This window comes from Paenibacillus sp. FSL H8-0537, from assembly GCF_038051995.1.
GTDB lineage: Bacteria > Bacillota > Bacilli > Paenibacillales > Paenibacillaceae > Pristimantibacillus.
Genome location: NZ_CP150290.1, coordinates 5,215,906 through 5,242,126, shown reverse-complemented (window position 1 = coordinate 5,242,126; position 26,221 = coordinate 5,215,906). Strand labels below are relative to the sequence as shown.

The 26,221-nt window shown below is 46.5% G+C and carries 10 protein-coding genes and 1 riboswitch; all 10 genes read left to right on the top strand.

What is annotated here, in order from left to right; genetic code table 11:
• Window positions 1–15: 15 nt before the first annotated feature.
• The 10 genes from MHB80_RS22080 to MHB80_RS22035 all read left to right on the top strand — a co-directional run bounded on the left by MHB80_RS22080 (window position 16) and on the right by MHB80_RS22035 (window position 26,175).
• Window positions 16–1,608, top strand: a complete 1,593-nt coding sequence (locus tag MHB80_RS22080; RefSeq protein WP_341279001.1) for a sensor histidine kinase — start codon at window positions 16–18, stop codon at window positions 1,606–1,608.
• Window positions 1,605–2,462 (top strand): response regulator, encoded by an 858-nt coding sequence (locus MHB80_RS22075; protein ID WP_341279000.1) that lies wholly within the window; start codon window positions 1,605–1,607, stop codon window positions 2,460–2,462. Before MHB80_RS22080 ends, MHB80_RS22075 begins: the two co-directional genes overlap by 4 nt.
• Before the next feature lie 104 nt (window positions 2,463–2,566).
• Entirely contained in the window at window positions 2,567–3,985 is a 1,419-nt protein-coding gene (locus MHB80_RS22070) for an NAD-dependent malic enzyme (protein WP_341278999.1), read from the top strand.
• Window positions 3,986–4,200: 215 nt separating this feature from the next.
• Entirely contained in the window at window positions 4,201–5,481 is a 1,281-nt protein-coding gene (locus MHB80_RS22065; protein WP_341278998.1) for a class II aldolase/adducin family protein, read from the top strand.
• Between the two features lie 297 nt (window positions 5,482–5,778).
• Window positions 5,779–5,879, top strand: a riboswitch (cyclic di-GMP riboswitch).
• A gap of 73 nt (window positions 5,880–5,952) precedes the next feature.
• Window positions 5,953–10,071: a PA14 domain-containing protein gene (locus tag MHB80_RS22060; RefSeq protein WP_341278997.1), complete on the top strand. Its 4,119-nt coding sequence runs from the start codon at window positions 5,953–5,955 to the stop codon at window positions 10,069–10,071.
• A gap of 584 nt (window positions 10,072–10,655) precedes the next feature.
• On the top strand, window positions 10,656–13,574 hold the full coding sequence (locus tag MHB80_RS22055) for a hypothetical protein (protein WP_341278996.1): 2,919 nt from the start codon (window positions 10,656–10,658) through the stop codon (window positions 13,572–13,574).
• A gap of 44 nt (window positions 13,575–13,618) precedes the next feature.
• Complete coding sequence (locus MHB80_RS22050) at window positions 13,619–14,572, top strand: hypothetical protein (protein WP_341278995.1); 954 nt, start codon at window positions 13,619–13,621, stop codon at window positions 14,570–14,572.
• Window positions 14,573–14,585: 13 nt separating this feature from the next.
• Window positions 14,586–15,437, top strand: coding sequence for a hypothetical protein (locus MHB80_RS22045; protein WP_341278994.1), 852 nt, complete (start codon window positions 14,586–14,588; stop codon window positions 15,435–15,437).
• Window positions 15,438–15,494: 57 nt separating this feature from the next.
• Window positions 15,495–25,721, top strand: a complete 10,227-nt coding sequence (locus MHB80_RS22040; protein WP_341278993.1) for a polymorphic toxin-type HINT domain-containing protein — start codon at window positions 15,495–15,497, stop codon at window positions 25,719–25,721.
• A gap of 4 nt (window positions 25,722–25,725) precedes the next feature.
• On the top strand, window positions 25,726–26,175 hold the full coding sequence (locus tag MHB80_RS22035; protein ID WP_341278992.1) for a hypothetical protein: 450 nt from the start codon (window positions 25,726–25,728) through the stop codon (window positions 26,173–26,175).
• Window positions 26,176–26,221: the final 46 nt, after the last annotated feature.

Here is a 26,221-nt window from a genome sequence, read left to right as displayed (position 1 = left end):
CAGGGAGGAGAAGCGATGCTCAGCCGTCTGCGAATTTATTGGAAAATGATATTGCTGTCATTCGGACTCGTTCTTCTTTCGCTGCTTATTGGTGGCATTGTCGTCATTGGGAGCGTCACCCGCATGAAGGAGGACGAGCTTAAACAGCGGCTGCTGATTACGGCCCGTACCGTTGCCGAGCTGCCTAGCATTAAAAATCAGATCAATGAACCAGATAGCGCAAGCTGGATTGCGCCTGTAGCGGACAATATCCGTATTATTAATAATGTGGCCTATGTCGTCGTGCTGGACATGAACCGGACGAGGCTATCGCATCCATTGGCGTCGAGGATCGGCGGCAAGTTTGTTTCATCGGATGCGGATGCGGCGTTTGCCGAGCACACCTACATGTCGAAGGTGAAGGGGGAGTCGGGCGTTGCCCTGCGCGCATATGTCCCGGTTATGAATGAGGCGCATGAGCAGGTAGGTGTTGTCGTGGCGGGCGGGCTGCTGCCCGGGCTGGCGAAGCTTATTGAGGAGCAGAAAAGCTCGATTGTGCTTACGCTGCTGATTGCTTTATTGTTTGGGATATTCGGTTCAGCGCTGCTTGCCCGGCATATTAAACGGCAAATGTACAATTTGGAGCCGCATGAAATTGCGCGCATGTATGGGGAGCGTTCGGCGGCCTTTCAGGCGATGCATGAAGGAGTCATTGCGATTGATCGCCTTGAGCTGATTACGATTTTTAATGAGCGGGCGAAGCAGATTTTCAGCGTATCCCGTGACGTAGTCGGTTTGCCGATTCGCGAGGTACTGCCGGATACAAGGCTGCCGGAAATTATGGAGCTGGAGCGCCCTGTGTTCAATCAGGAGCTGCGAGTGGGCAATACGCTGATTTGGAGCAACCGCATTCCGATTCGTGAGCAGGGAAAGATGATCGGAGCGATTGCGATTTTTCAAGATCGTACCGAGGTGACACGTATGGCAGAGGAATTGACGGGTGTGCGAGAGTTCGTCGATGCGCTGCGGGTGCAAAATCATGAGCATAGCAACAAGCTGCACACGATTGCTGGACTGCTTCAACTGGATAAAAAAGAGCAGGCACTGCAATATGTATATGATATTTCCGGCCAGCAGGAGGAGCTGACGCAGTTTCTGCATCAGCATATTGCGGATGACAGCCTAGCGGGCCTGCTGCTTGGCAAAATCAGCCGGGGCAAGGAGCTGGGCATTCAGGTTAAGCTTGATCCTCATATGGAGGTAAAGCAATTCCCCGTCATGCTGGATCAGCATGATATGGTGCTGCTTATCGGCAATTTGATTGAAAATGCTTTTGATGCGCTGGCGCAAGTAGTGCGTCACGAAAAGGAAATTTATGTTAGTATGGAGCAGAATGAAGAGCTGCTGTCCATTCTTGTTGAAGATAATGGCTGCGGCATGACGATTGAGGTGCAGTCGCGTGTGCTTGAACGGGGTTTTACGACGAAAGGCAGTGATAATCGCGGCATTGGACTGTATTTGGTTGGCAGTATCGTCGATAAGGGCGATGGGGTGCTGCGTATTCAGTCGGAGCTAGGAAGCGGTACGGCTATTGAGCTAACATTTCCGATGGGAGGGGCTGGCGGATGAACGTGAAAGCGGAGGACATGAGCAAAGGACAGGACGGAAGCTTTTTCAAAGTGGTGCTTATTGAAGATGATCCCATGGTGCAGGAGGTTAATCGCCAGTTTGTTGAGCAAGTAGACGGTTTTCAGGTCGTGGGCATTGCGGGGAATGGGCTGGAGGGCTTGCGCCTCATCCGGGAGCTTGCGCCGGATTTGGTGTTTCTCGATGTATTTATGCCAGCACTAGACGGCTTGGCGGCGCTGCGGGAGCTGCGCTCAGCGGCAATGCCCGTTGACGTTATTGTCGTAACGGCGGCGAAAGATCCGGAGACGATTCGCGAAATGCTGCGCGGGGGCGCGATGGATTATATTATTAAGCCCTTCAAGCTGGAGCGGATTCGCCAGACCTTGGAGCGTTACCGCGACCGCCATGAAGGTTTGGCAGAAGAAAAGGCTGTCACCCAAGAGGAGCTGGATCGAATGCTGCTCAGTGGGGAAAACGGGGTGCAGGGGCAGAAGCATGGTAATGGGCAGCAGGAAGCTGGACAGGCTGAACAAACAGGGCCAGGAGGGATAGTCGGAAAGGCTGGGCCAGCAGGACAAGCAAGGCAAATTGGTTTTGCTGGACTGGATGAGCAGCAAAGCAGCCTGCCGAAAGGGCTGAATGCCGTTACTCTGCGGCAAATCGTCGACGTCATGCATCGCTTGGAGGGCGGAGTTTCGGCGGAGGAAGCAGCCGAGGGAATCGGTATAGCCAGAGTAACGGCGAGGCGCTACTTGGATTTTTTGGAGAAGAGCGGTTATGTGATGCTGGAAATCAACTATGGCGGGGTTGGGCGTCCAATCAATCGCTACGTATTGCAGCAAAGACCAAAATGACCAAAACCAACAATATGGTCAAAAGCTTCCCACGTTTTCATGTAACCGTTATCATGAAGGCAAATAGCAAGCGCTAAAGCGTTTGCAAAGGGAGTGTGGTCAGGATGGCGGTGCCAGCAACGGGAAGCACGAATATCGTATTGCGTTTGGAAATGGACAAGGAAACGTCAACCTTTGGCCGAATTGCTACGGCAATTGGTGAAGCGGGCGGCGACATTGTAGCTGTAGACGTAAGCGGGACAAGCAAAACATCGACGATTCGTGATGTGACGGTCAATATTACGGATACGCAGCGCAAAGAACTAATTGTAAGCGTATTAAATAAGTCGCCAGGCGTAAAGGTGCTGCAGGTATCAGACCAGACCTTCCTTATGCATCTTGGCGGCAAAATCGAAGTAACACCGAAAATGATGATTAAAACACGCGATGATTTGTCGCGGGTGTACACGCCGGGCGTGGCAAATATTTGCATGGCGATACATGAAAGCCCGAAGCGGGCACACTCGCTCACGATAAAAAGAAATACGATAGCCGTCGTATCGGACGGAACAGCCGTATTAGGGCTTGGCAATATTGGCCCGCTCGCAGCGATGCCGGTCATGGAGGGCAAGGCGATGCTGTTCAAGCAGCTCGCAGGAGTCGATGCTTTCCCGATCTGCCTCGATACTCAGGATACGGAAGAAATCATTGCGACCATTAAGCGTATTGCCCCCACTTTCGGTGGTATTAATCTCGAAGATATTTCGTCGCCGCGCTGCTTCGAAATTGAGAGGCGTCTCATTGAGGAGCTGGACATTCCGGTATTCCACGATGACCAGCATGGTACAGCGGTCGTGCTGCTCGCAGGTCTTATTAATGCGGTCAAGCTTGCTGGCAAGCAGCTTGCGGATTGCAAGGTTGTACTGTGCGGCGTTGGGGCGGCAGGTATTGCCTGCACGAAGATTTTGCTAGCAGCAGGTGTACGGAACATCATCGGGGTTGATCGTGACGGCGCACTCGTCGCTGGCAACAGCTACGCGCATGAAGCGTGGAGCTGGTATGCGGAGCATACGAATCCGAACCGGGAGCAGGGCAAGCTGAGTGAAGTCATTGCGGGCGCAGATATTTTTATCGGCGTATCGGGGCCAGGCGTGCTGAAGGCGGATGATGTTCGCAAAATGGCGAAGGATGCCATTGTGTTCGCAATGGCGAATCCAACACCGGAAATAACGCCGGAGGAAGCGGAAGGCCTTGTGCGCGTCATTGCGACGGGACGGTCGGATTATCCGAACCAGATCAATAATGTATTATGCTTCCCCGGATTGTTCCGCGGCGTATTGGACTGCCGGGCGTCGCGGGTGACAGAGGAGATGAAGCTGGCTGCCGCCGAGGCCATTGCTGCGGTGGTTACCGAGGATGAGCTGAATGAATATTACATCATTCCGAGCATATTTAATCCGCATGTGGCAGATCGTGTCAAAGAGGCGGTCATTGAAGCGGCTTATGCTTCGGGCGTTGCCCGCAGACGGGAGCGCAAGCTGTAGTTTGCATATGGCGTGGGTGCTGGATAGGGGACAAAAAAATATTTAGATTTGAATATAGATTGAAAAGTGGGAATGCTTCGGGGCTAGCTATGGGCCTGAGGCATTCTTTTTTTTGAAATATAGGAAAGGAAATGTAAAAAAAGTCACTTTCAAAAACAAACAAAAGTAATACAATATAAACAAAGATATTGAACGAGAAAAAGGGGGACACGCGAATGGAATTCACCTTATTACATCCTTCCGATCAGCTGGTCATGATGATGGAGCGCATTTACGGTTATGGCATGACGACGACTTCAGGCGGCAATTTATCGATTTTGGATGATAATGGCGATCTGTGGATTACGCCGGCGGGTATTGATAAGGGTGAGCTGACGCGACAGGACATCGTTTGTGTGAAGGCTGACGGTACGATTGCAGGCAATCACCGGCCATCGAGCGAATACCCGTTCCATCAGATGATTTATCGCAGAAGGCCGGATATTCGGGCGGTTGTTCATGCACATCCACCGGCGCTTGTGGCGTTCAGCATGGTGCGTAAAGTGCCAAATGTCCGTCTGCTGCCGAATGACTATTTGATCTGCGGCGAGGTGGGCATGGCGAAATACGGCTTGCCGGGAAGCGCGGAGCTGGGTGAAAATATAGCGGATGTATTCAGCGAAGGCTTGAACACGATTATGCTGGAAAACCACGGCGTCGTGGTAGGCGGCCGCGATTTATTTGAAGCCTTTCAAAGATTCGAGACGCTGGAATATTGCGCGCGGATGGAGATACAGGCGAATCGGATTGGGACGCCAGTAACGCTGGCGGCCGAACAGCTGGCGGATACGAGGGAGGTGCTGCTGGAGGCGTTCGTACCGGACTTTTACAGCAGTGAGGAGAAGGAAGCACGCCGGGAGATGTGCAAGCTCATTAAGCGTTCTTACGATCAGCGGCTGTTTACGAGCACACAGGGGACCTTTTCCCATCGGGTCGGTGAAAATTCCTTCATTATTACGCCGTATGATCAGGACCGTAAATATGTGGAGCCAGCAGATCTCGTACGCATCGACGGCGGGAAGAAGGAGGTGGGCAAGGTGCCTAGCCGCTCGGTGCAGTTTCACCAGCATATTTATGAGACGCAGCCGCATGTGAACTCGGTTATTATTGCCCATCCGCCCAACATTATGGCGTTTGCGGTGACGGAGGTGCTGCTGGATTCGCGGACGATTCCGGAAAGCTATATTTTGCTGCGGAATATTCCTAAGCTCCCGTATGGAGATTTGTATACGAAGCCGCAGGCGGCGGCACAGCTTTTTCAGGAGAACACACCCATCGTCATTGCCGAAAATGACTGCGTCATCGTCACTGGGCAAAGCCTGCTGAACGCCTTCGACCGCCTAGAGGTCGCCGAATACAGCGCGAAAGCAACCATTTCAGCGAAAAACATTGGCGCTATTGTGCATATGGAGCAGTCGAGGATTGCGGAGCTGGAGCAGGCTTTTGGGTTGAAGTAGGTCAATTGGCCTGAATCATTTCACCTAAATTAATAGGGAAGTGAACTTAAATATGATGGTAGATGTCCAGCCTGCGGATTTGCGGGTTGGGCATTTTTTTGTTGATAGTAAGACTTAGGATATAGATAACAGATGAAAAGGAAGATTATTGTGAGTTCAAATAGGATTAACTGGAGATAAATAAAAATATTTATTTTTATGACTTATGTAGTATAAAATTTCAAATATCCAACCGATATACTAAGTACAAAGAACTATTATTTCAAAGGTTGGTTTAAAAATCAACAAGCCCATTGAAATTGAAAAAGGCAAACCTGATCGAAAGACAGGGACGCAAAGCCACGGGTCTTCACGGAAAACCATCATTATGGTTGCCGTATGACAGCCGGGCCGCCAAAAGTAAATGGGTCTTTTTTATTTGCCGCCAGAGGGTGGCGACAGCCGTTTTTCTTAATAGAGGAGGATATTCAAATGTATTTTAGTCAGATTAAGCAAGGTGTAATAAGAGTATTGTGCTTGTCATTAATCATTCATTTGTTCTTGCCTTCGATCTGGAGCGATTCTACGGAGGCTGCCACGGCATTTCGAGGCGTTAATATTCAGTTTAAAGCAGCTGATGCTTTAGCAGCAGATGGCTATTTGGCCGACCATGGGGATGAGTATGGTCCACATAATGGATACTTCTATGGTTGGAATATGGATCATACGCAGTCTACGGTTACGGGAAGCACCTACGATGCTCCGCTTCTAAACTCTTCTATTCAAGTGCAAGAAGGGGGCGAATGGGAGATTGAGCTGCCGAATGGCAGATATAACGTGAAGGTCAGTGTCGGAAGCTCTGTATATGAAAGCAATAATACGCTTAATGTCGAGGGAAACACTTTTTGGGAGAATACAGAGCTGCCAGCTGGCGGGCAAGTGACTTTCCATAAGGGGGTTGTCATTGCTGACGGGAAACTGACGCTCCATGCAGGCAGCAGCGAAGATACAACCGCTATTCAGTATATCGAGATTAAATCTCTAGAGCCTATTATTCAAACGATTCCAAAGCCGCAAATTGGAAATCCAGCGGAGCAAAACAAGCTGCAGGGCAATAAAATTATTATTTCTGGCAATCAAAATAATGAGCATAATGCGCTGCCCTTTATTCGGGTAGGCGATTTGAATCCGGAAATTAGCCGGTATATGAATGCAGAAATGGCTTCACTCGAAAGCAGTCTGGCGGCATCCAATCCGTCATTTATCTCCTGCAATAACTGCAGTGCCTCAGGTCTGGAGGCAGCAATCAATAACAGCAGCAGTGATATGGTCGCTGTAACGGTGGGCCATTTAAATTTAGATTCCTCATTGACATTGGGCTCGCCTACAAAACCGGTTTATGTCATTGCAGAGGGGATTAATACGAACAATAAGCTGTCCATTACGGTTTATGGAACTTTGGTCGTCAATGGAAGCATGAATGCGAACACCGAGCTGACTATAGATATTAAAAAACCGAATGATTCCACTCGGACAATGGGAGGGAATTTATGGGTCAAAGGTTCCTTGCACTTGAATAATAATTCTAGCGTCTCGATTGCGGATAATTTCATAGCTGGAAGCCTTACTTATAATAGCGGCCTGCTTCATGTACAAGCGGGAAGAGTTATTGTGCCTGGAAGTCTTCATATTAATACAAATGTAAATATGAATATTGATGAGGAAATGGTAGTTGGCAGTCTGGTTTCCAATAATCAGCAAGCCAATATTTCTGTAAAACGTGGAGATTTATTTATTCAAGGCGATATGCATGTTAACAATCACTTGAATATTGAGACTGGAGGCATCGTTGCCATCGGAGGCGGCATTACAGCTAATCAGAAACCGATTATTAATATCGGAGTTGGTACTGAAGGGGAAACAAAGCTGAAATATTTGGCGGCAGGATTAAAGGCGGAATATTTTACAGAGGAAAATTTGGATGGTGAAAAAATGACGGTGCTAGAGCAGCCTGCATTGCAAGGCAAGGCTCCTGTATCTTCAACAGGCCTAAATGATGGACGGTTTTCTGTCAGATGGACCGGACAAATCCAGCCTTATTATGCAGAGAACTATACGTTTGAGGCTGATGTTAATGGCGGAGTCAAATTATATGTGAATGGGACTCTAATTATCGATGAGTGGGCAGCGCAAGGAAATAAATTATTTACTGGCTCTATTGCACTAGAAGCTGGTCAAAAGGTTGACATTCAAATGGAATATGTTAGCCGTAATGGTTCGCCAAAGGCTATTTTATTATGGCAAAGCGCTTCTGGAGTGAAAGAGGTTGTGCCAGCTAGTCAGCTATCTCCGTTTGCAACTCCCGCCATTCAGACAATTCCAACTGAAAATGCGGTGAAGGTCGGTTGGACTACTGCATTTAATGCAGATGGGTACGAGGTTGAAACAGACGGCAGCATTTATCCAATGGGCATTCATAATGAATTTATTCATGAACCGCTGCCATCCGGCACGGTGCATTATTACAGAGTCAGAGCGACGAGCGGCGATTTGAAGGGCGAATGGTCTTCTGTATCGGAGGTTTGGACTTTGCCGGACGTACCCGAGGATATTAAGCTGCAATCGACAAGCGATTCCGTAACCTTGACTTGGGAAAATGTGAGAGGCGCTACTGGCTATGAGGTGGAAACCTACAATACGGTCGTTAACATTGGCAACGTGAATCGTTATTTTGAAGAAAATCTGAGTTCAAACATCCAGCGAACCTACCGAATAAGAGCGGTGAATACAAGCGGTCCGGGGCAATGGAGCCCGATACTTGTGAAATCTACGCTTCCAGGAACCTCTGGTGTACTGAATACAACTGCAACGGATAAGTCTATTCATATTACTTGGGATTCTATTTCTGGTGCGGACTTCTATGATCTTGAGGTGGATGGCGCAGTTAAAAGCAATATAACGGGAACGGAATATTTGCATGACCAGTTAGAGCCTAACACATCGCATACGTACCGAATTCGTTCGAAAAATAGCAATGGAGCAAGTAATTGGAGCGAGAAAGTTACGGCGGCTACATTGCCTTCCGTCCCGAAAAATCTGCATGCAGTAGCTGGCACCTCCAGTATATCAGTAGAGTGGGATGAGGTTTCTGGGGCAACTGGCTACGACATCGAGGTGGATGGAAATGTTGTAGATAATGGCCTCAGTACAAGTTATTTGCACTCAAATTTAGAACAGAGCGGCGAGCATACGTACCGGGTACGCGCCAAAAATAATGGCATCATTGGACAATGGAGCCATTCCATTACACGTACAACACTTTCGGGAGTACCTTCGAATATACGCACTACAGCTACGGGCACAGCTATTACTGTAACCTGGGATCAAGTAATTGGAGCAGTTGGCTATGATATCGAAGTGGACGGGCTGATTGTAAATAATGGCTTGAATTTAACGTATGTTCATAAGGATTTGCTGCCGTTTACGGAGCATACTTACCGGATTAGAGCTAGAAATGCAGGGGGGAATGGCCCTTGGAGCGAGATCATTACACAAGCAACATCACTTGGCAAGGTGCAAAATGTGAAGGCGGCATCAACAAATGATGCGATTACGATTTCCTGGGATAGTGTCAGTGGAGCTACTAGCTATGAAATCGCTGTTGATGGCGTGCTAGTAGAGGTTTCAAATGGGACTAGCTATACACATGCAGGGCTGGCACCTAATTCGCTCCATGTTTACCGCGTAAGAGCGAAAAATAATGATTTGACCGGTGATTGGAGCGATACGGTTAGAGCAAGCACGGGACTGGGTATTCCCGTTATTCATAAAGTTCTCTCGGCAAGCACGAGTATTTCCATAGAGTGGGAAAGTGTTGTCGGTGCAAATGGTTATGACGTTGAAGTAGATGGAAGAGTCGTAGATAACGGAAATTTGACCCGATACGTACACTCACAGCTTACTCCGGGATCAAAGCATGTGTACCGGGTGAGAGCAAAATCGAGCAGCGCTCTAGGAGAATGGAGTCAAGCGGTTACAGCTATAAGCTCAGCTGGGGTACCGGAAATTATTTCTACGGTAGCAAAGACAAATCAAATTACCGTCGAGTGGACTTCGGTAACAGGAGCGGCAAGCTATGATCTTGAAGTTGATGGGACACTTATTGAAGGTATTTCAGGGGTCAGCTATGTACATCAGGGGCTGAAATCCAATACACGACATGTTTATCGGGTTAGATCCCATTCGGGGAGCAGCTCTAGCGAATGGTCTGAAAAAGTAGAGAAAAATACAATACCTGAAATTATTGTTAACCCAGGCAAAGACAATAAGTTCAATGTAGTTGTTGCTGCTCCTAAGAAGCAGGGTGTAACACAAAGAACGATTACAGTAACTTATCAGCCTTCTGAAGTAGAGGTTCTAGATCTTAGTGGCATGACGCCAGAAATAGAGCTGGGAACTGGTTTAATTCAAGGTACCAATATGATGGTGCGGAAATTCGTGCCTGGAGAAATCGTGTTTGAGGTTATTAATGCCGACAAAACGATAGTGAACAGCATTGAGTTTCTAGCGAAAACGAATGACTACTCAAAAATTACTTATATTGTGGAATAGCATATGTGGGGGACAGTTCAATGAGAAAAATTACAGTACTAACCTTATATTTTTTCCTGGTAACGCTCATAGGGCAAAATGCTGGTGTTTTTGCAGCAAGCATTACTCCGGATAATGGACTTAAAAACCCTAACTGGTCGTATGTGGCAAGTCATAATTTTGGAGAACAGAATTTTTATTCTTCCAACGTCCCTGGTTCCTACTTGGATGGAAAAGAGAACTTGATTTTTGATATTAATCATTCTCGGTACGGGGTTTATCATACGAGACTTGAATTTACAAGCAATAAAAACAATTTACCATTAGGATGCGGATATGAAATAAGCTTCGTCCCGGCAATATTTGGCGGTTCATATGCTATATTGAAAGGTTTTTATAACGAACCTTTTTTGGATATAGAAGGTGTTCCTGGAGGTGCTACTAGGGATATCAAGATAACAAAAGTAGGATGCTATGGACAAAATATGGGCTCCATACATGTGTATAAAACCTATAAACCAGCTAATGATCCTGTATTAATAAGTAGACCTCGATATAACGAGGTTTATAAGGGAACTATGCTTTTGACATGGAAGGTTCAACCTTTGTTAACGATAACCCCCAGTACGGTGAAAATAGAAATCTCACTAGATGGGGGATATTCGTGGGATGATGTCGAAACGGTGCCAGCCTGGCAGGTCAGTCATGAAGGGGAATATTTATTAAATTTAAATAGATACAGGCCCTCTAATCAAGCGATGGTTAGAATATCGGCGAATGATAACGGAATGTGGGGAGAATATGCGTATAGCCCTATTTTCACGATTCAAACGGCCATGAAGCAAAGCATTTTGACACCTACTTCCGGTCAAATGGTTAGTGATTTGCAATCTTTGATTCCGACAGTAAGCGTAACGGGCTCAGCAAGCGGTAATCTTAGTCTTTCCTATTTTATAGATGCAGAGAGCACACCAAGAGATACAAAAGTCATTTCTAATACAGCGACAGCACAGCAAGTAAACTTTAATGCGCTCAATGTCCAATCATTGAGTGAGGGCCCGCATACGATGAAATTTACAGTGAACGATGGGGCACAAACGATTCAGGAAACGGTAGCTTTTCAAGTGGACAAGAATGCTCCAGCAGTTGGCGTATTTCAGGCAACAGCAACGGATACGACTATCCAAGTAACGGGAACAGCAACGGATGCAATATCAGGCTTGCATGCTCTGCCACATCGTTTCACAATAGGGACAAGTGCAACGGACTGGCTGGCGACGGGTACGCATACCGCGACGAGCCTTATCCCAAATACGAATTACACTGTGAAATTTGAAGCGAGAGATGCAGTAGGACATATTGGATCACAAACGAAAAGCATTCAAACAAAGGCGCAAAGCCCATCTTTCGTACTAGGACAAGCCAATGAAAGCAGCCTTGAGGTCACATTTCAAGATGGAAATCCGACCGGAACACAGTACCAGTTAAAAGCTGGCGCTCAGTATGTGAATGGTTCAGGAGGGTTAAGCAGCACGGCCGCATGGTTTACCCCGACGAATAAGAAAATACGAGTTATTGGATTAGCATCCAATACAACACTCGTGTACCAGGCAAAAGCTAAAAATGCACTAGGAGAGGAAACAGCTTGGAGCAGCACAAGGAACGGAGAAACCTTGGCAAGCCCGCCAGCAACGCTAACGCCAGAAGCATCCCAGCGTTACTTGCGGATTTCATGGCCCGCAATTGGCGGCACCGTCACATATGAGATTGAAGTCGATGGAGTGGTCATTAACAATGGCGCTTCGAACACGTATCTCCATAGCTCGCTCACGCCAAATACGAGACATACGTACCGGGTACGAGTCAAAAATGGAAGTGGAGCGGGAAGCTGGAGTCCGCTGCTCGCTGCCTTTACACTGCCAGACCCGCCTACGATTCCGCTGGAAATAGAGGTTGCACCATCCCAGAAGGAACAGACGATCACTTGGGGAATCGTCGCTAGAGCAGATAGCTACGACATTGAAGTAGATGGTGTTGTATTAGATGCAGGAAGTGCGCTCCGCTATGTACATGCTGGACTTGAACCAGAAACACAGCATACGTACCGGATACGGGCAAAAAATATAGGTGGGATCAGCGAATGGAGCGCCTTGATTACCTCACAAACGCTGCCCTATCCTCCACAAAAGCCAGGCACTTTATCAGCAGAGCCGGCGATACATGAGATGGCCGTGAGCTGGGAGCCCGTTGCGGGAGCTACAGGTTATGAAATTGAGGTAGACGGCTTGATTTTGGATAATGCCAATCGCACGAGCTATCTTCATAAGGAGCTGGAGGCGCTAAGTCCGCATACGTATCGCATAAGAGCGACGAACGCGGGTGGCAAAAGCGCGTGGAGCGAGCCGCTCGAAACGGTCACGCATCCTGAAAAGCCTGCCATACCTACGAATCTCATCGCTACAGCCGAAGCGGACGGCAACACGCTGACCTGGTATAAAGTACCGCATGCGGAAAGCTACGAGATTGAGATTGACGGTTCAACGATAATGAACGTTACAACCAATCAATATGCACATACAGGACTAATATCCAATAAAGCCTATTCTTACCGGGTTCGGGCGGTGAACATAAGCGGTCATAGTGAATGGGGCAGCAAGGTGACCCTTACCGCTTTACCTAATCAACAAGCATCGGATTTGGCCCTAACGAACGTAGCGGCTGTCGTGACGAATCGATCAATCACTGTATCATGGGAAACGGTGGCATTTGATGCGCACTATGAGGTGGAAGTAGATGGCGTTCTAACCGATAACGGGCTGGACACGATCTATCATCATGGAGGGCTCGGGGCGAATGAATTTCATACGTACAAAATCCGCTTGAAACAACAAGGGGCACCAGCGAACTGGATCGCCGTATTGTCGTTGTCCACCCTTCCTGACTCCCTCCAAGGGAATATTGAAGTAAATGCAATAGCGAATAACAACAGCATTGAGCTGCGCTGGGATCAGGTAGAGGGAGCAAGCGGATACGACATTGAAGTAGATGGCCAGACCGTAGCATCAACGGGCACATCAACTACCTATACGGATACAGGCTTGGAGTCCGGTACCTCGCATACGTACCGCGTGCGCGCCAAGAATGAAGCAGGCGTGACGGTATGGAGCCCGGCAATTGTGAAGAGCACAACGAGCCCTTCGTATATCGTCAACGGTGTAAAAGGGAAGACGTTTGATTTGTCGCTGCTGGGCAGCAATGTGCAGGATTTCAGTGAGTTAACGTATGTCGTTACGTATGATGCATCAGCGCTGGAGGTCGTGGATTTGTATGATTTCACGCCAGCGCTGGACACGCAGTCCGGTAAAATAGCAGGCTCCAATCTGGAGGGCACTTACACACCGGGACGCATCACCTTTAAGAAAAGCCAAAACATTGTGCCGGGCACATCATGGTCGGGTGAAGTGACGACGATCATCTTCAAATCTAAAATAACAGGTCAAACGATGATTGACGTAAAGGTTTAACAGGAAACGGAAATGGAAATGGAAATGGAAATGGAGCTGAGTATGTGAGGCATTTTCTAAAAAAGCATTACAAATGGGTAGCGATTGTTGTTGTCATCGCTTTAATCACGGAAACCTTTGTATTGCTGCTAGATAACAATTTAATCAATCCAAATAAAGAAGAAGCTGCCGTTGAAATGAAGAGCGACAGCATGATGGCCGCAGATATTTCCAATATGACAGGTGTCAAGGCAGAGGAAATTATGAAGCTGAAAGACACGGGACTTTCTTGGAATGAAGTGCTTGAGCAGTTGAAGTCAACCAAGCTTGCAGCAAACGACGAGGACCGCAGCAAGCGCAGCGGGCTGCTCGCAGAGTCAGGAATGGATGAAGTGACGAGCAAGCTTCAGGCACAAGGCTTTCAGAATGAGGCTATTTTAGAGGCGAAAATGCTTGCAGAACGACTGCAATTTCAACTGAAGGAGCTGGGGGGCGGCAATCAGCCTGCCCCTGCTGTAGAGGTTCCCACGGCAAGCATAGACAAGAAAGAGGAGGACCAGCAGGAGCGCTATGAGAAGCTGCTTCAGCAATTCAACGTTGCCGACGCTGTGTATTTCATGCTTTTGCTGGAAGGCAAAGTAGGCAGCGCGGAAGCTGTATTGGATGAATATTTAATGGCTTTGCAATTGGAATTGGATTTGAACCTATATATTTCTGATCAAGAGGCTTATATAAAAGCAAGAGATGAGAAGCGGATGATCAGCCCTTCCCATGAAATGATTACAATGTCTGGTGTTGAGCTTGCGCTGCTGGAGCAGATTCAGAAAAACAACACGCGTATAAAAGATCATTTGACGACAACGACGCAGGGAACGACAGCATCGATAGATGTAAAAGACAGCAAGGGTGACAACATTTTACCCGATGTTCCTTTGCCGGTTATAGAGGATATTAGGCCTGGCAACCCAGCGGCTGATGTCATGAAGGAACTAGAGGCTATTAACCCAAATCGACCGTAAAGGCGGACTACCGATGAAATATAAATTTAATAAAATGACAAAATCCTTAGTTGTCATACTTGCACTTGGCACAGTGCTGCAGCTTGGAAGCGTGCTTGCGAAAAATGCATGGACTGATCAGAAAACGACAGTCAATACCAATAAGACCTTCCAAAATGCTGCAACCCTGTCGCTATCGCAAACGGCATTGGATCAAATTAAAGAAGCGGATGGGGCCACTTATGCTCGCAACCTTGCTAACTATGAAAGCATGGTGAAGACGCTGCAAGTGGATGAGAAATTCCAAAAGGAGCTTGACCGTCTGGCAGCAGCAGGCAGCAGCTTGCCTGATTTGCTTATTGCTTACGAGTTTTTATACCAAAACTATGGAAAAATGCAAGATTTGGAGCAGCTAGCTTTAGAGCGCTCGAGGGGGAATGATTGGGAGACCGTCATGAAACAGTATCATTCCAGCCATAAAGCGTTCGTTCCCAGAGCTTTCGGGGGAGATGAGCTGGAGCAATGGATGAGCAATCCGAAGCTTAGCTCAGATGACATTATGATTGCAGATACGCTCTCTTTTGTATCCGGGGCAGCGATGGAAGATCTATTGAAGGAAAAGCTTGAGGCAAACAAAGGCTGGCAGGAGATTTCAGCCTCTCTTGATATTTTGAATGGCTCACTCAGCTTGCCGCGCCTGCAAATAACGAAGGAGCAGCTGAGTAAATATGTTCAAAAAGGAAAGTTTACAGAGCAGCAGGTAGCAGAAGCCTTTGTACTAGCTCAGAAGCTTGGGTTAACGCCAGAGTCTGTCATAACGAAGAAAAAAGCAGGAACCTCTGATGAAGCGATTATGGCGAAAGCATACACAGACAAATACAATTAATCGTTTTCGCAAGCATAACAATCCACAAATGCAGTTAAACTTCTTGGAGGTGCAAGGGTGAAACGTTGGCTTAAGACGTCCTTATTTATCTTATTTATATCTATGCTTTCTGCTCCATTAGCCTATGCGGAAACATTGGAAGAGCAGATGAACAACTTAATAGGGCCGCAGAAAAATTACAATACAATGCTGTCCCCTGTTTATTTGAACAACAATAAAAGTGCCGAATACATCAACCCGCAAAGCGGAGAGCTGAGTCTAACGCAGACCGATTATGTGCTCCCTGGGCGCAATGGATTGAATTTGGAAATTAAACGGATTTATCAGAGTGGTATTTCCAATGTGCAGCAAATGAATGTCAAGTATGTTAATGGCGCATGGGTAGACTATGTGGAGCCAGTGGATGAATCCTCTTCTTTCTATGAGGATCGTTATAATTTGGGGATTGGGATGCGTTTCTCGTTTCCTAGCATGGAAATTCGCAAAAATGAAGATGGTACGAGCCATAAATTTCTACATACCGAGAGCGGCGATATTTACCGTTTGAAAAATGCATCACAGGATGGTCTTCCCGTCATGCTGCCGGAAGGTCAGACGGTAAAAGATGTCGTCATTCGTGAAACGACAGAGTTTAATAATGGGCAAACGGATGGCAGCTCCAAATATGTGATGACCGATAAGGAAGGCAAGAAAACATTTTTCTCCTTAGATGGCGCGATTCTCGGCATTGTCGATCGTTATGGCAATACGATTACGTTCCAGCACAAAATACTAGACTATACCGTAGATGGCAAAACGACGCATAAAAAATTGATTTCCAAAATCGTCGATACCGTTGGGCGTATCACGACCATCGATTATAAAGAAAATGATCAGTTTAAAGTAGGAGCAATCACAAGCCCGGCGTATGGGAAAAATGAAACCTACAAAGCGACGCAAAATCCGAATCATGTGGATTCCGGCGACCTGCAAGGGCAGTTTCAGGTTATCGTCAACCTGCCTGGAGAGAATAAGCTCGTGTATGACAAATCGGCTGTGCTGGTCAATGATTCCAAGCATGTGGTGCGGACAAGGCTGCAGCGCGTATTTGATGTGGATGGCAGTCCGAAATATCATTTTTGGTATGAGCAGCCTGAGCTTGGCTTTACGTTTGTGAATGGCACCCATTATGGCGTCTACAATCGCTATGAAAATTTAATGCAGGTGGATTATGTTCCTACCAATCATATCACTCGCTACATCTATAATACGTTTACGAAGGGCCTCAGCGAGGGCAGCATGCAGTACCGTAAAATTTTTGAGAAGCGCGAGCTGATCAAGAAGGATTACGATGCATCCAAAGCCAAGTTTGAGGATCGTTTTACCACCGAGGTAAAAAATAAAACCGTATACAGCTATACGAACGAGGCTGACGGCTACAAAACCGATAACTATAACCCAAATGACCATACGTATTTGAAGGATAAGTTTCGCTATTACACGGAAACGACCGATGCAATCGGCAATAAAATGAAATATACCTTTGATGGCTTGCATCAGCTGATTTTGACCGAAAATACCGGGAAGGATCATAAGGAGGTCGTATCGAGCGAGCGCGACGAGCTGAAGCTGGTGAAAAAGCAGGAAACGCTGATTTACCAGACAACGAATGGTCAATCGAATGAAACGCCTGTAAAGCGCATCGAAAACTATCGATACGATGAATATGGCAACCTAACGAATTATACGGGGCCGGAAGCAGAGCGAGATAGTCAGGGCTATCCCGTAAACAATGATCATTTGGTTGTTTATGCATATGCCTATGACAAGTTTCATGTTTTGGCATCAAAGACATGGAAGAAGGATAAAAATTCCGTAAGCCAAATTCTGTATGCCATCGACTCGAAAGGAAACGTGACAAGGGAAACGAAGATGAATGCCCAGTCAGAGGATAGCTGGACTGTGACGGACTATCAATACGACGCTTACGGCAATATGACGCGCCAGGCCTCAAGCGCTGGTGGACAAAGCTTCGTCACCCAGTTTGAATATGGTGTGGATGCGAACGGCATAGACATGTTGGGTGCCTATGTGACCAAGCAGTCTGGCAGCGCGGATGGCGAGGTTGCAGCCAAATCGTATGCGTATGACTTTAATACGGGCAACCGCAAGCTTGATGTTAATCCTAATAAGGAGCAAACAAGCTATACCTATGACAAGCTGGGACGGGTTACGCAAACGACCGAGCCGGATAAGGGTGTAAAAGGGTACAGTTATATCGAAAACCCTTACGCCAATTTAAGCATTCAATATACCGATCCGAATAAAAATCGATTCCAATATGAATATGACATCATGGGTAATTTGCTTAAAGCGGCTGTGGAGGACAGCGGAAAGTGGCATGTTTTACAAGCTTATGAGTACGATGCTCTTGGACTGAAAACGAAGGAAGTTGATGCGAACGGCCATAGCTTCCGCCTGGAGTATGATAGCAATTACCTCCTGACTAAACGTTCCTCTTATGAACAGGATAAGGTCAATAAAGGGGAGTTGACGCTTCAATATAAGTACACAGGCAATAGCGATACCCCGCTTGTCGTTGTTTTGACGAATGAAGAGGGTTATTCCACTACGTTCTATTATGATCTATTAAATCGTCCAGTTAAGGTAGAGACGACGCCAGATCATAAGCAGGTGTATACCACAAGCTATGAATATGATTTTATGGGCAATTTGCTGCGTGAAACCGATGGCAAAAACGGTTTGACAGCGTACAGCTATGACAACATGGGGCGGTTAATAGAGAAGAAGGATGCATTAGGCAATGAGACTTCATACGCCTACAATGCGCTTGATCAATTAAAGCTCCAGCAAGATCCGGGGAAAAAGGTTACGGAGGTTATTTATGATGCTCTTGGACGCGTAGCGGAGCAGCGTATTTATACCAAGGGTGAGGCGGACTATACGTATACTCGTCACAACTATGATTCAGCGGGAAATCCGATTCGAACAAGAATGGGCAAATTAATAGGAACGGCGGGTGTCGTAGCTAGCGATGTAAGCTATACCTACGATGCGATGAACCGGGTGACGGATGAATACGCCAAGCTTGATGGTTCGAGAACGGCGCATGTTCGGTATGCCTATGATCTTAACGGCAATAAGCTCACCGGGACGTATTATACGGATGCAGCTGAAACCAGCTTTAAGCAGCAGCTGTTCACCTATAATTTTGCGGGTCAGGTGACGAAGGAAGAAGGCACTTTTAAAGAGAAAAATGGCAGTAAGACGGAAGAGCATGGAAGCTACCGCATGCTGTATGACCGGGATCTTGCGGGCAATGTTATTAAGCAGCAGGTATTTAATGGAGACGGCTACGATACGATATTGTTTACATATAATTACCGCAATCAGGTCATCGAGAAGGCGGAGCCTTTCGGCGGCAAGGCCAATGGAAAACGTACCGTGTATCGCTATGACAAGCTTGGCCAGCTTTTAACAGAAACACTAACGGTGCAAGGAACCGACCTTACGCAAACGATAACTTATGATGGGCTTGGCCGTATGGCAACGAAGAGCGATGCTCTCGGCAATCGAAGCCGGTATGCTTATGATGCAAATGGCAAGGTCATTAAAGAAAGCGACGGCAGATATTCTGCCTTGGCTCTCGAAGATGCGCCAGGAACGCTTTATGAATATGATGCGCTGAACCGCATGACAACCGCCAGCTCCTTTGACGGAAAAGTCAAAGAGGTCGTGATGTTCAAGCAATATGATGAGCGTGGCAACGTCAATAAGGAAGGGAAAGGCGAAGGCTATACAGCCGCAAATCCATCGAAATCGAATGGAACGGCCTATCAATATGATGCCAATGATAGAGTCATTGCTGTCATTTCTGCGCAGACTGGCGCGGACAATGATAGCAAAGGCACAGCTCATTACACCAACCAATATGTGTATGATGCTTTGGGAAATGTCATTTCGGAAACGGATGCCTTGGGACGCAAAACGTCGTACAGCTATTATTTAAATGGGCTGTTGAAGGAGAAGGCTTATCCGGATGGCAGCAAGGAAAGCTATAACTATGACCTTACGGGCAAGACGCTGGTTAGCAAGAAGGATCAGAACGGCAATGTAACGACCGTAAGGAACAATGTGTTTGAGAAGCCTTACCGGATGGAGCATCCGGATGGAACCGTGGAACGCATGTCGTATTCCGCTAAAGGTGAATTAATCGAGAAGGTGGATCAGGCGGGGCAAGCCTCTTATTATCGCTATGATTCCAGCAGCAATCTGATTGCTGAGCAAGCTTACATCTCGTCTAATTCGACCTCAACTCAGTATAAGCTGACGGAGTATCAGTATGATGAAGCGAATCGCCTGCTCAGCAGTGAAACCTTCAGCTATAAACAGCCGAAGTCAGGCGCAGAAGGAACCAAGACATCTGCTGGCGATAAAATCACGAATAGCTACGATAAAGCTGGGCGTGTGCTTAGCGTTAGCGGACCAAATGGCCGAGAAACGCTGCAGCAATATGACGAGGCTGGCAATATTACGCTGAAGCGGACGAAGGTAGCGAGCGGCGACTATGACATCACGCGTTATGCGTATGATGTTCAATCCCGTAAGCTTTCGGAGTCGTTATTGGTGAAAATGGATGAGCTTGTGCAGGCTGAGCTTGCGGATGCCGGGGTAGATGATACCTACTACGATCGTGTGCTGGCGACAACGGTTTATGACTATGATAAATCCGGCAATGTCGTGAGCCAGACGGATCCGAAAGGTTATGTAACCAAGCTGGCTTACGACTTGGATAACCGCATCGTTAAGCAAATCGATCCGCTTGGAGCAGCAACCACCTATACCTATGATGAGAAAGGCAATTTAGTTGAAGAAAAAAATCCGCTAGGTCTGCTTACTCGCTATGACTATGATGAGCTGGATCGCGTCATTCGTACAAAACAACTGGCAGCGGATGGAACGGAAGCCGTTACCCGTTATATTTATGACGCTAACGGCAATGTAATCAAAGAGATTTTGCCGAATCAGTATACGGCTTCTCTGGATCGTGATGGCACAGTCAAGTCCATAAAGGGATTATCGTATACGTATGATGCGATGAATCGCCTTACTACTACGACCTCGCCAGAAGGCAAAGGGATGGAATACATCGCCTACGATGTGAACGGTCGAATAATCAAAACGGTAGATGGCTTGCAGTATACCGGAGATATAGAAGCTTCTATGGGCATGAGCTACGTTTATGATGGCCTTGGTCAATTAATTAAGCAGACGGATGCGCTGCAGCATTCTAGTATATTTGTTTACAATGTGCTTGGAAATGTGACGAAATCAACAGATGCTCGTGGCATGATTACGGAATATGCTTATTATCCTGATCGTCTAGTTCGCTCAATCACCTATGCTGATGGCGGAGAGACGTCTTATGAATATGACAAGCTGGGACGTGTAACTGCGGAGACAAATCAGCTCGGCAATAAGACGACGACAGCGTATAATGCCTTTGGGCAAGTGAAGCTGGTGACGGATGCGCTGCTTCAGCGCACGGAGTCTAAATATGATCTTGCTGGCAATCTCGTATCGCTTAAAGATAAGCGCGGCAGCATTTCGCTATATGCCTACGATGCCAACAAGAAGCTGATTGAAACGAAATCGCCGTTGGAGCAAGACAGCAGCGGCAATCTCGTGTACGCAGTAGAAAGCTATGCTTACGATGCGGCTGGCAATCTCATTAAAGAGAGCCTCAGCAGCTCGAAGGATGAAGCCTTTTTACGCGAGACAACCTATGCCTATTACCTGAATAATTTATTGAAAAGCGAATCGGACAATAGCGGCGCATTGACGATTCATGAATACGATAAGAACGGCAATGTGACGGAAACGGCAACGCTTCGTGATACATCGATTTATGATGTGGAGCGTTTTGTGTACGACAGTCAGGACAGAGTGATGCAAAGCGTGAAGCTGGTGGATGCGGAGCATATTTATTTAGATAGCTCGGCTCATACGGAGCTTCTGCAAGATCAGGAAAATCCGGGTAAGCTGCAGATCATAACAGGGTACGTGTATGATGTGCTCGGCAATGTGGTCAAGGAAATTGATCCGAGAGCCTTTATGTATGCTGCAACAGATACAGCGGGCAGAAGCCAATACACGACGACCCATACGTATGATGCGATGAATCGCCTTGCTCAAACGAGCCGCAAGGTAAATGGACAGGATGCGGTCAAACTTTTTACGTATGATGAAAATGGGAATGTTGCGGAAGAAACCAATGAGCGCGGTTATGTGACGAAATACGCCTATGATGAGCTTAACCGCGTAGCGGCCGTTACAGATGGAGAAGGGCATAAGGCGACCTTCAGCTATGACTTGGCGGGCAACAAAATTGCCGAAGCGAATGCAAATGGGAACCGTATGACCTATGCATACGATAAGCTCAATCGTCTGGTGACGGTTAAAGACCCGTACAACATCATTGTGACTCGTAATGTTTATGATGCAGCAGACAATCTCATTAAAGTCATGGATGCGAAAGGCTATGCATCGGCAGCGACGGATGCACAGCGCTATGGAACGGTGTACAGCTATGATCTGGCGAATCGCCTAATTACCCAGGCAGAGCCAGAAGCTGCATTGCAAAATAAATTCAACAAGTATCAATACAATGCAGCAGGAGATCGAATCTCTGAAACGAATGCGCTTGGGGCTACCCATACGTATGCCTATGATCAAGCGGGACGCTTGCTGAGCGTAACCGATCCGCTTGGCGTCAGCGTGACCTATGGTTACGATTTACTCGGCAACCAGCTAGATATGACGGATGGCAGAGGGAAAGTCACCCGCTATCGCTATGGGGCATTTGGTCTGGTGACGCAGGTCATCAATTCGAACAATCAAGCGATGTCCTACCGCTACGATCTGGCGCTGCAAACGGCAGAGCTGACGGATCGCAATGGCAACCACACACGGTATAGCTATGACAATCGAGGACTGCTGGTCGAAAAAGCGGTGGCTGAAACTGAGGATCGGATTCAGTATACGTATGATGAAGCCGAGAATCGTGCTTCCATGACTGATGGCAGCGGCCAAAGCAGCTACGTGCATGATGGAAACAATCGTTTGCTGGAAGTCGCCAAGGATGGGAAAGTCCAGCTCACGTATACGTATGATGTGGTAGGCAATGTGAAGAGCCTGAAGGATAAAACGGGCTTTATGACCAGCTATACGTATGATAAATCGAGCCGAATGAGTACGGTAACGGCGCAAGGGAAGACGACATCCTATAGCTATGATGAGAACGGGAACCGTACATCCATCGCTTATGCGGGTGGCGTGAAGGAAAGTTACACCTTCGACCGCAATAGCCAGCTGCTGAAGTTGGTTAATACGAAGGCGGACGGTGCTGTATTATCTGAATACAGCTATACGTATGACTTGTCGGGCAATCAGCTGACAAAAACGGACAGCTACGGAGCGACGAATTACGGGTATGATGAAGTCGGCCGTATCGTAAAAGCGGAAGCCCCGGGCAAAACGACGGTCTTCACGTATGACCGTAGTGGCAATCGGGAGTCGATGCTGGAGACGTATACGTCGGAGCAGCCGACAGGCTATACCGATCCGATCAGTAAAGCGGAGCTGACATATATCGTGAAGCGCAGCGAATATATGTATTCGAATGCGAACGAGCTGCTTCAGCTGACAGAGCAGATGAAGGATGCAGCGGGCGAAGAGATGCTGGAGAAGAAGGTCATTTCCCTATTCGACAACAACGGGAATGAAGTGCGTCAGCAAACCAGCTATTTGCGTCCGCATAGCCGAGGGATGAACCAGGTAACGGGAGCGAATCCTTACGGGGATGAGCAGACCGAAGAAATAAGCAGCTTGCTGGAGAAGGTGAACAACACCTTTGACGGCTTCAACCGTCTGACGCAAGCGATCAATGTGCAGGGCGGGGAACGCTCGACGGTTGAATACGCGTATGACGGAGACGATCTTCGGACACAGAAAACGGTTCGCAGCTCGGCAGACGGCTACGCGGAGCAGGTGACGAACTACTTGTATGACCGTCAATACGTGATTTTGGAGACGGATAAAGCAGACGCGGTCAGTGTGCGTTATGTGAAGGGCATAAACTATATCGCCCGAATCGACCAGGCGGACAAGCTGTCGTATTTCCTGTTCAACGGCCATGGGGACGTTGTTCAGACGGTGGATGAGCAGGGAACGATCGAGAATCAGTATGACTACGATGTATTCGGTAGCCCAACGCTGACGATTGAGCTGTATGAAAGCACGATTCGCTACTCGGGAGAATTTTACGATGCGGAAGTAGGCTTGTATTACCTGCGGACGCGTTATTATGATCCGTATGTGGGGCGATTTATATCTGAGGATACGTATAAAGGGCGAGCTAATGAGCCGTTGTCGCTGAATCGGTATACGTATGTGCTGAATAATCCGTTGATTTATTTAGATCCAACAGGAATGATAACAGTATCTTTACGGGATATAGCGAAGGCGACGGATACGAAGATATCCTATGATTCCAAAACAGGGATAACGACAGTTAGATTGACAACAGGTATCTCTATTCAATTAGAAACGAAGAACAAAGACGATCAGATAGCCAAGGGATATTCCGTGATAGATGGAAGAATTATCATTGATAATGAGCAATACGATAAATGGATGACACAAACCACAACGAAAAGTGTAAGTTCTGTAACGGGCGGACCAGTAACGACCACAGCTACGGTTAAAACATTCGTGGGAGACGGAATAATCGGAGCGTCTGTCTATATTACGAAAACATATGGAAGTCAAAAACCACAAGTAATAAGAAACAAAGTGTCTGTACTAGATTTATCTACAGATAAGAAAGATAGTATAAATTTATTGACGGGCAAAGGAATGACTGGAAAAGATGAGCTCTTTGTCAAAAATTTATATGCCGAATTGGGAGCAGTGATGAGTGAAGCTAATGCAGCATTGGCTTTATTGATCAATCGGAGGGAAAATAGTTCATTTAACAAGTTTATATACGATCATTATACGTTGAGTGATGATCAATATTATTCCTACTACGGCACAAAAAGAGAAGGCGCACTAGCGGCAGATATGTATTCCGGTGAAGTCATGATAAGAGGAGCTGGAGCTTTATCGAAGCAAGAAACAAATGATTTAAGAAAAGTATTTATGAGTACTTATAAGGGAGCGACAGAAGCAGATTTTCAGGCCTATTTGCAGACAATAGACAATACAGAAGGCTTGAAGCAAGGTATAGAGGCATTTTTCTCAAGGGAAGCGTTAATGTACGCAGATATAGAAAACCATGGAATTATAGCAGCGTCCGCAGTTATGTCCATGGAAATTATGGAATCCAGTATGCCGGGAATGGGATTAGGGATATCTAAAGGGAGAGCAAAATTCAAGCCGGGGAGGTCTATTGTAGCTGGCTGCAATTGCTTTACAGCAGGAACAAAGGTGTTGACAGACGAGGGAGAGAAGCCAATTGAAAACATCGAAGTCGGAGATAGGGTTCTTTCAAAGAATGATGAGACAGGAGAGATTACGTATAAGGAAGTTTTAAATCTGTTCCGTAATGAACGAGACGTGATTTATAAACTTTCTATAGATGGGCAAATCATCGAGACAACATTTAATCATCCATTTTGGATAGTAGGTAAAGGCTGGGTGCTTGCAGAAGATCTAGAAGCAGGAGAACAACTTCAGAATAGTAGCGGGGACCTTTTAACAATTGATAACATCGAGATTGTTAGTTTGAAGGAAGAGGTAACCGTATATAATTTTGAAGTAGAAGATTTCCATACCTACTTTGTTAGTGATCTCGGCATATGGGTGCATAATACAAACACGAATGGTTGTACACCTGGGGGGACGGGGAATATTAAACTCCCTGACTCATATTCAAAATGGAATTGGGATAAACCTAATAGTTTACCTACCTATAGACATGCTTACTCAAAACACGGCTCACATATGTCTGATGATGCATTAAAATCTAGGGCTGCTAAAGATAAGGTTCAGATTGGAAGATGGAATAATCAAAAAGATGCAGCGAAGCTAATATCAGAAGTCGCGAAAAAAGGACCTGGAGTATATGATGTAGAATTACCGAGTAATGTTGGGGGGAGCTCATTCTTGAAAACAGGAGAAAGGGTTGTTGCAGATAGAGCAATTATTGTTGTTAAAGATGACAATAGTATAGCCAGTGCATATCCTTACAATAGTAATTATTCTACAGTACCAGAAAGGTGATTAAATGAATAAATATCCGATAGGAGTCACTCCTGAAGCAAGACTTAAACTTATTGAAAAATTTGATTTATCTGATACTCATCACATTGATTGGGAATATATAGTTGCAGATCATACTAAGCTTCAAGAATTTATTCAAAGCTATAAGTCATTTAATTGGAATATAGATGAAAAATATGCTCTTATGGCTATTATTGTGGCTTCATATGATGATGAACTTCAAGTATGTAAGGAAGAAGAAACGATGTGGGATGAGATTAGGAGTATACTTATAACAGATTTGGAAATTCATATTGATACCATAATTTATTGGTCATTAAAGGAGACTGATTTAACCCCAGAAGAAATTGAGGAAGACGGATATCTGATAACAAAAAGAATGATAGAAGTTTATGAATTTTGCAATATTCTAAATCTTGTAGGTGAAAATCGATGGGAGTCATATAACAGCTAGCAAATAAAATAAGTAGGAATCTTTCATTTATTAGTTTTCAATTCCC

Excerpts from the sequence above, each read along its gene's own strand:
- MHB80_RS22080 (WP_341279001.1), top strand. The coding sequence starts at position 16 with ATGCTCAGCCGTCTGCGAATTTATTGGAAAATGATATTGCTGTCATTC.
- MHB80_RS22075 (WP_341279000.1), top strand. The coding sequence starts at position 1,605 with ATGAACGTGAAAGCGGAGGACATGAGCAAAGGACAGGACGGAAGCTTT.
- MHB80_RS22070 (WP_341278999.1), top strand. The coding sequence starts at position 2,567 with ATGGCGGTGCCAGCAACGGGAAGCACGAATATCGTATTGCGTTTGGAA.
- MHB80_RS22065 (WP_341278998.1), top strand. The coding sequence starts at position 4,201 with ATGGAATTCACCTTATTACATCCTTCCGATCAGCTGGTCATGATGATG.
- MHB80_RS22060 (WP_341278997.1), top strand. The coding sequence starts at position 5,953 with ATGTATTTTAGTCAGATTAAGCAAGGTGTAATAAGAGTATTGTGCTTG.
- MHB80_RS22045 (WP_341278994.1), top strand. The coding sequence starts at position 14,586 with ATGAAATATAAATTTAATAAAATGACAAAATCCTTAGTTGTCATACTT.
- MHB80_RS22035 (WP_341278992.1), top strand. The coding sequence starts at position 25,726 with ATGAATAAATATCCGATAGGAGTCACTCCTGAAGCAAGACTTAAACTT.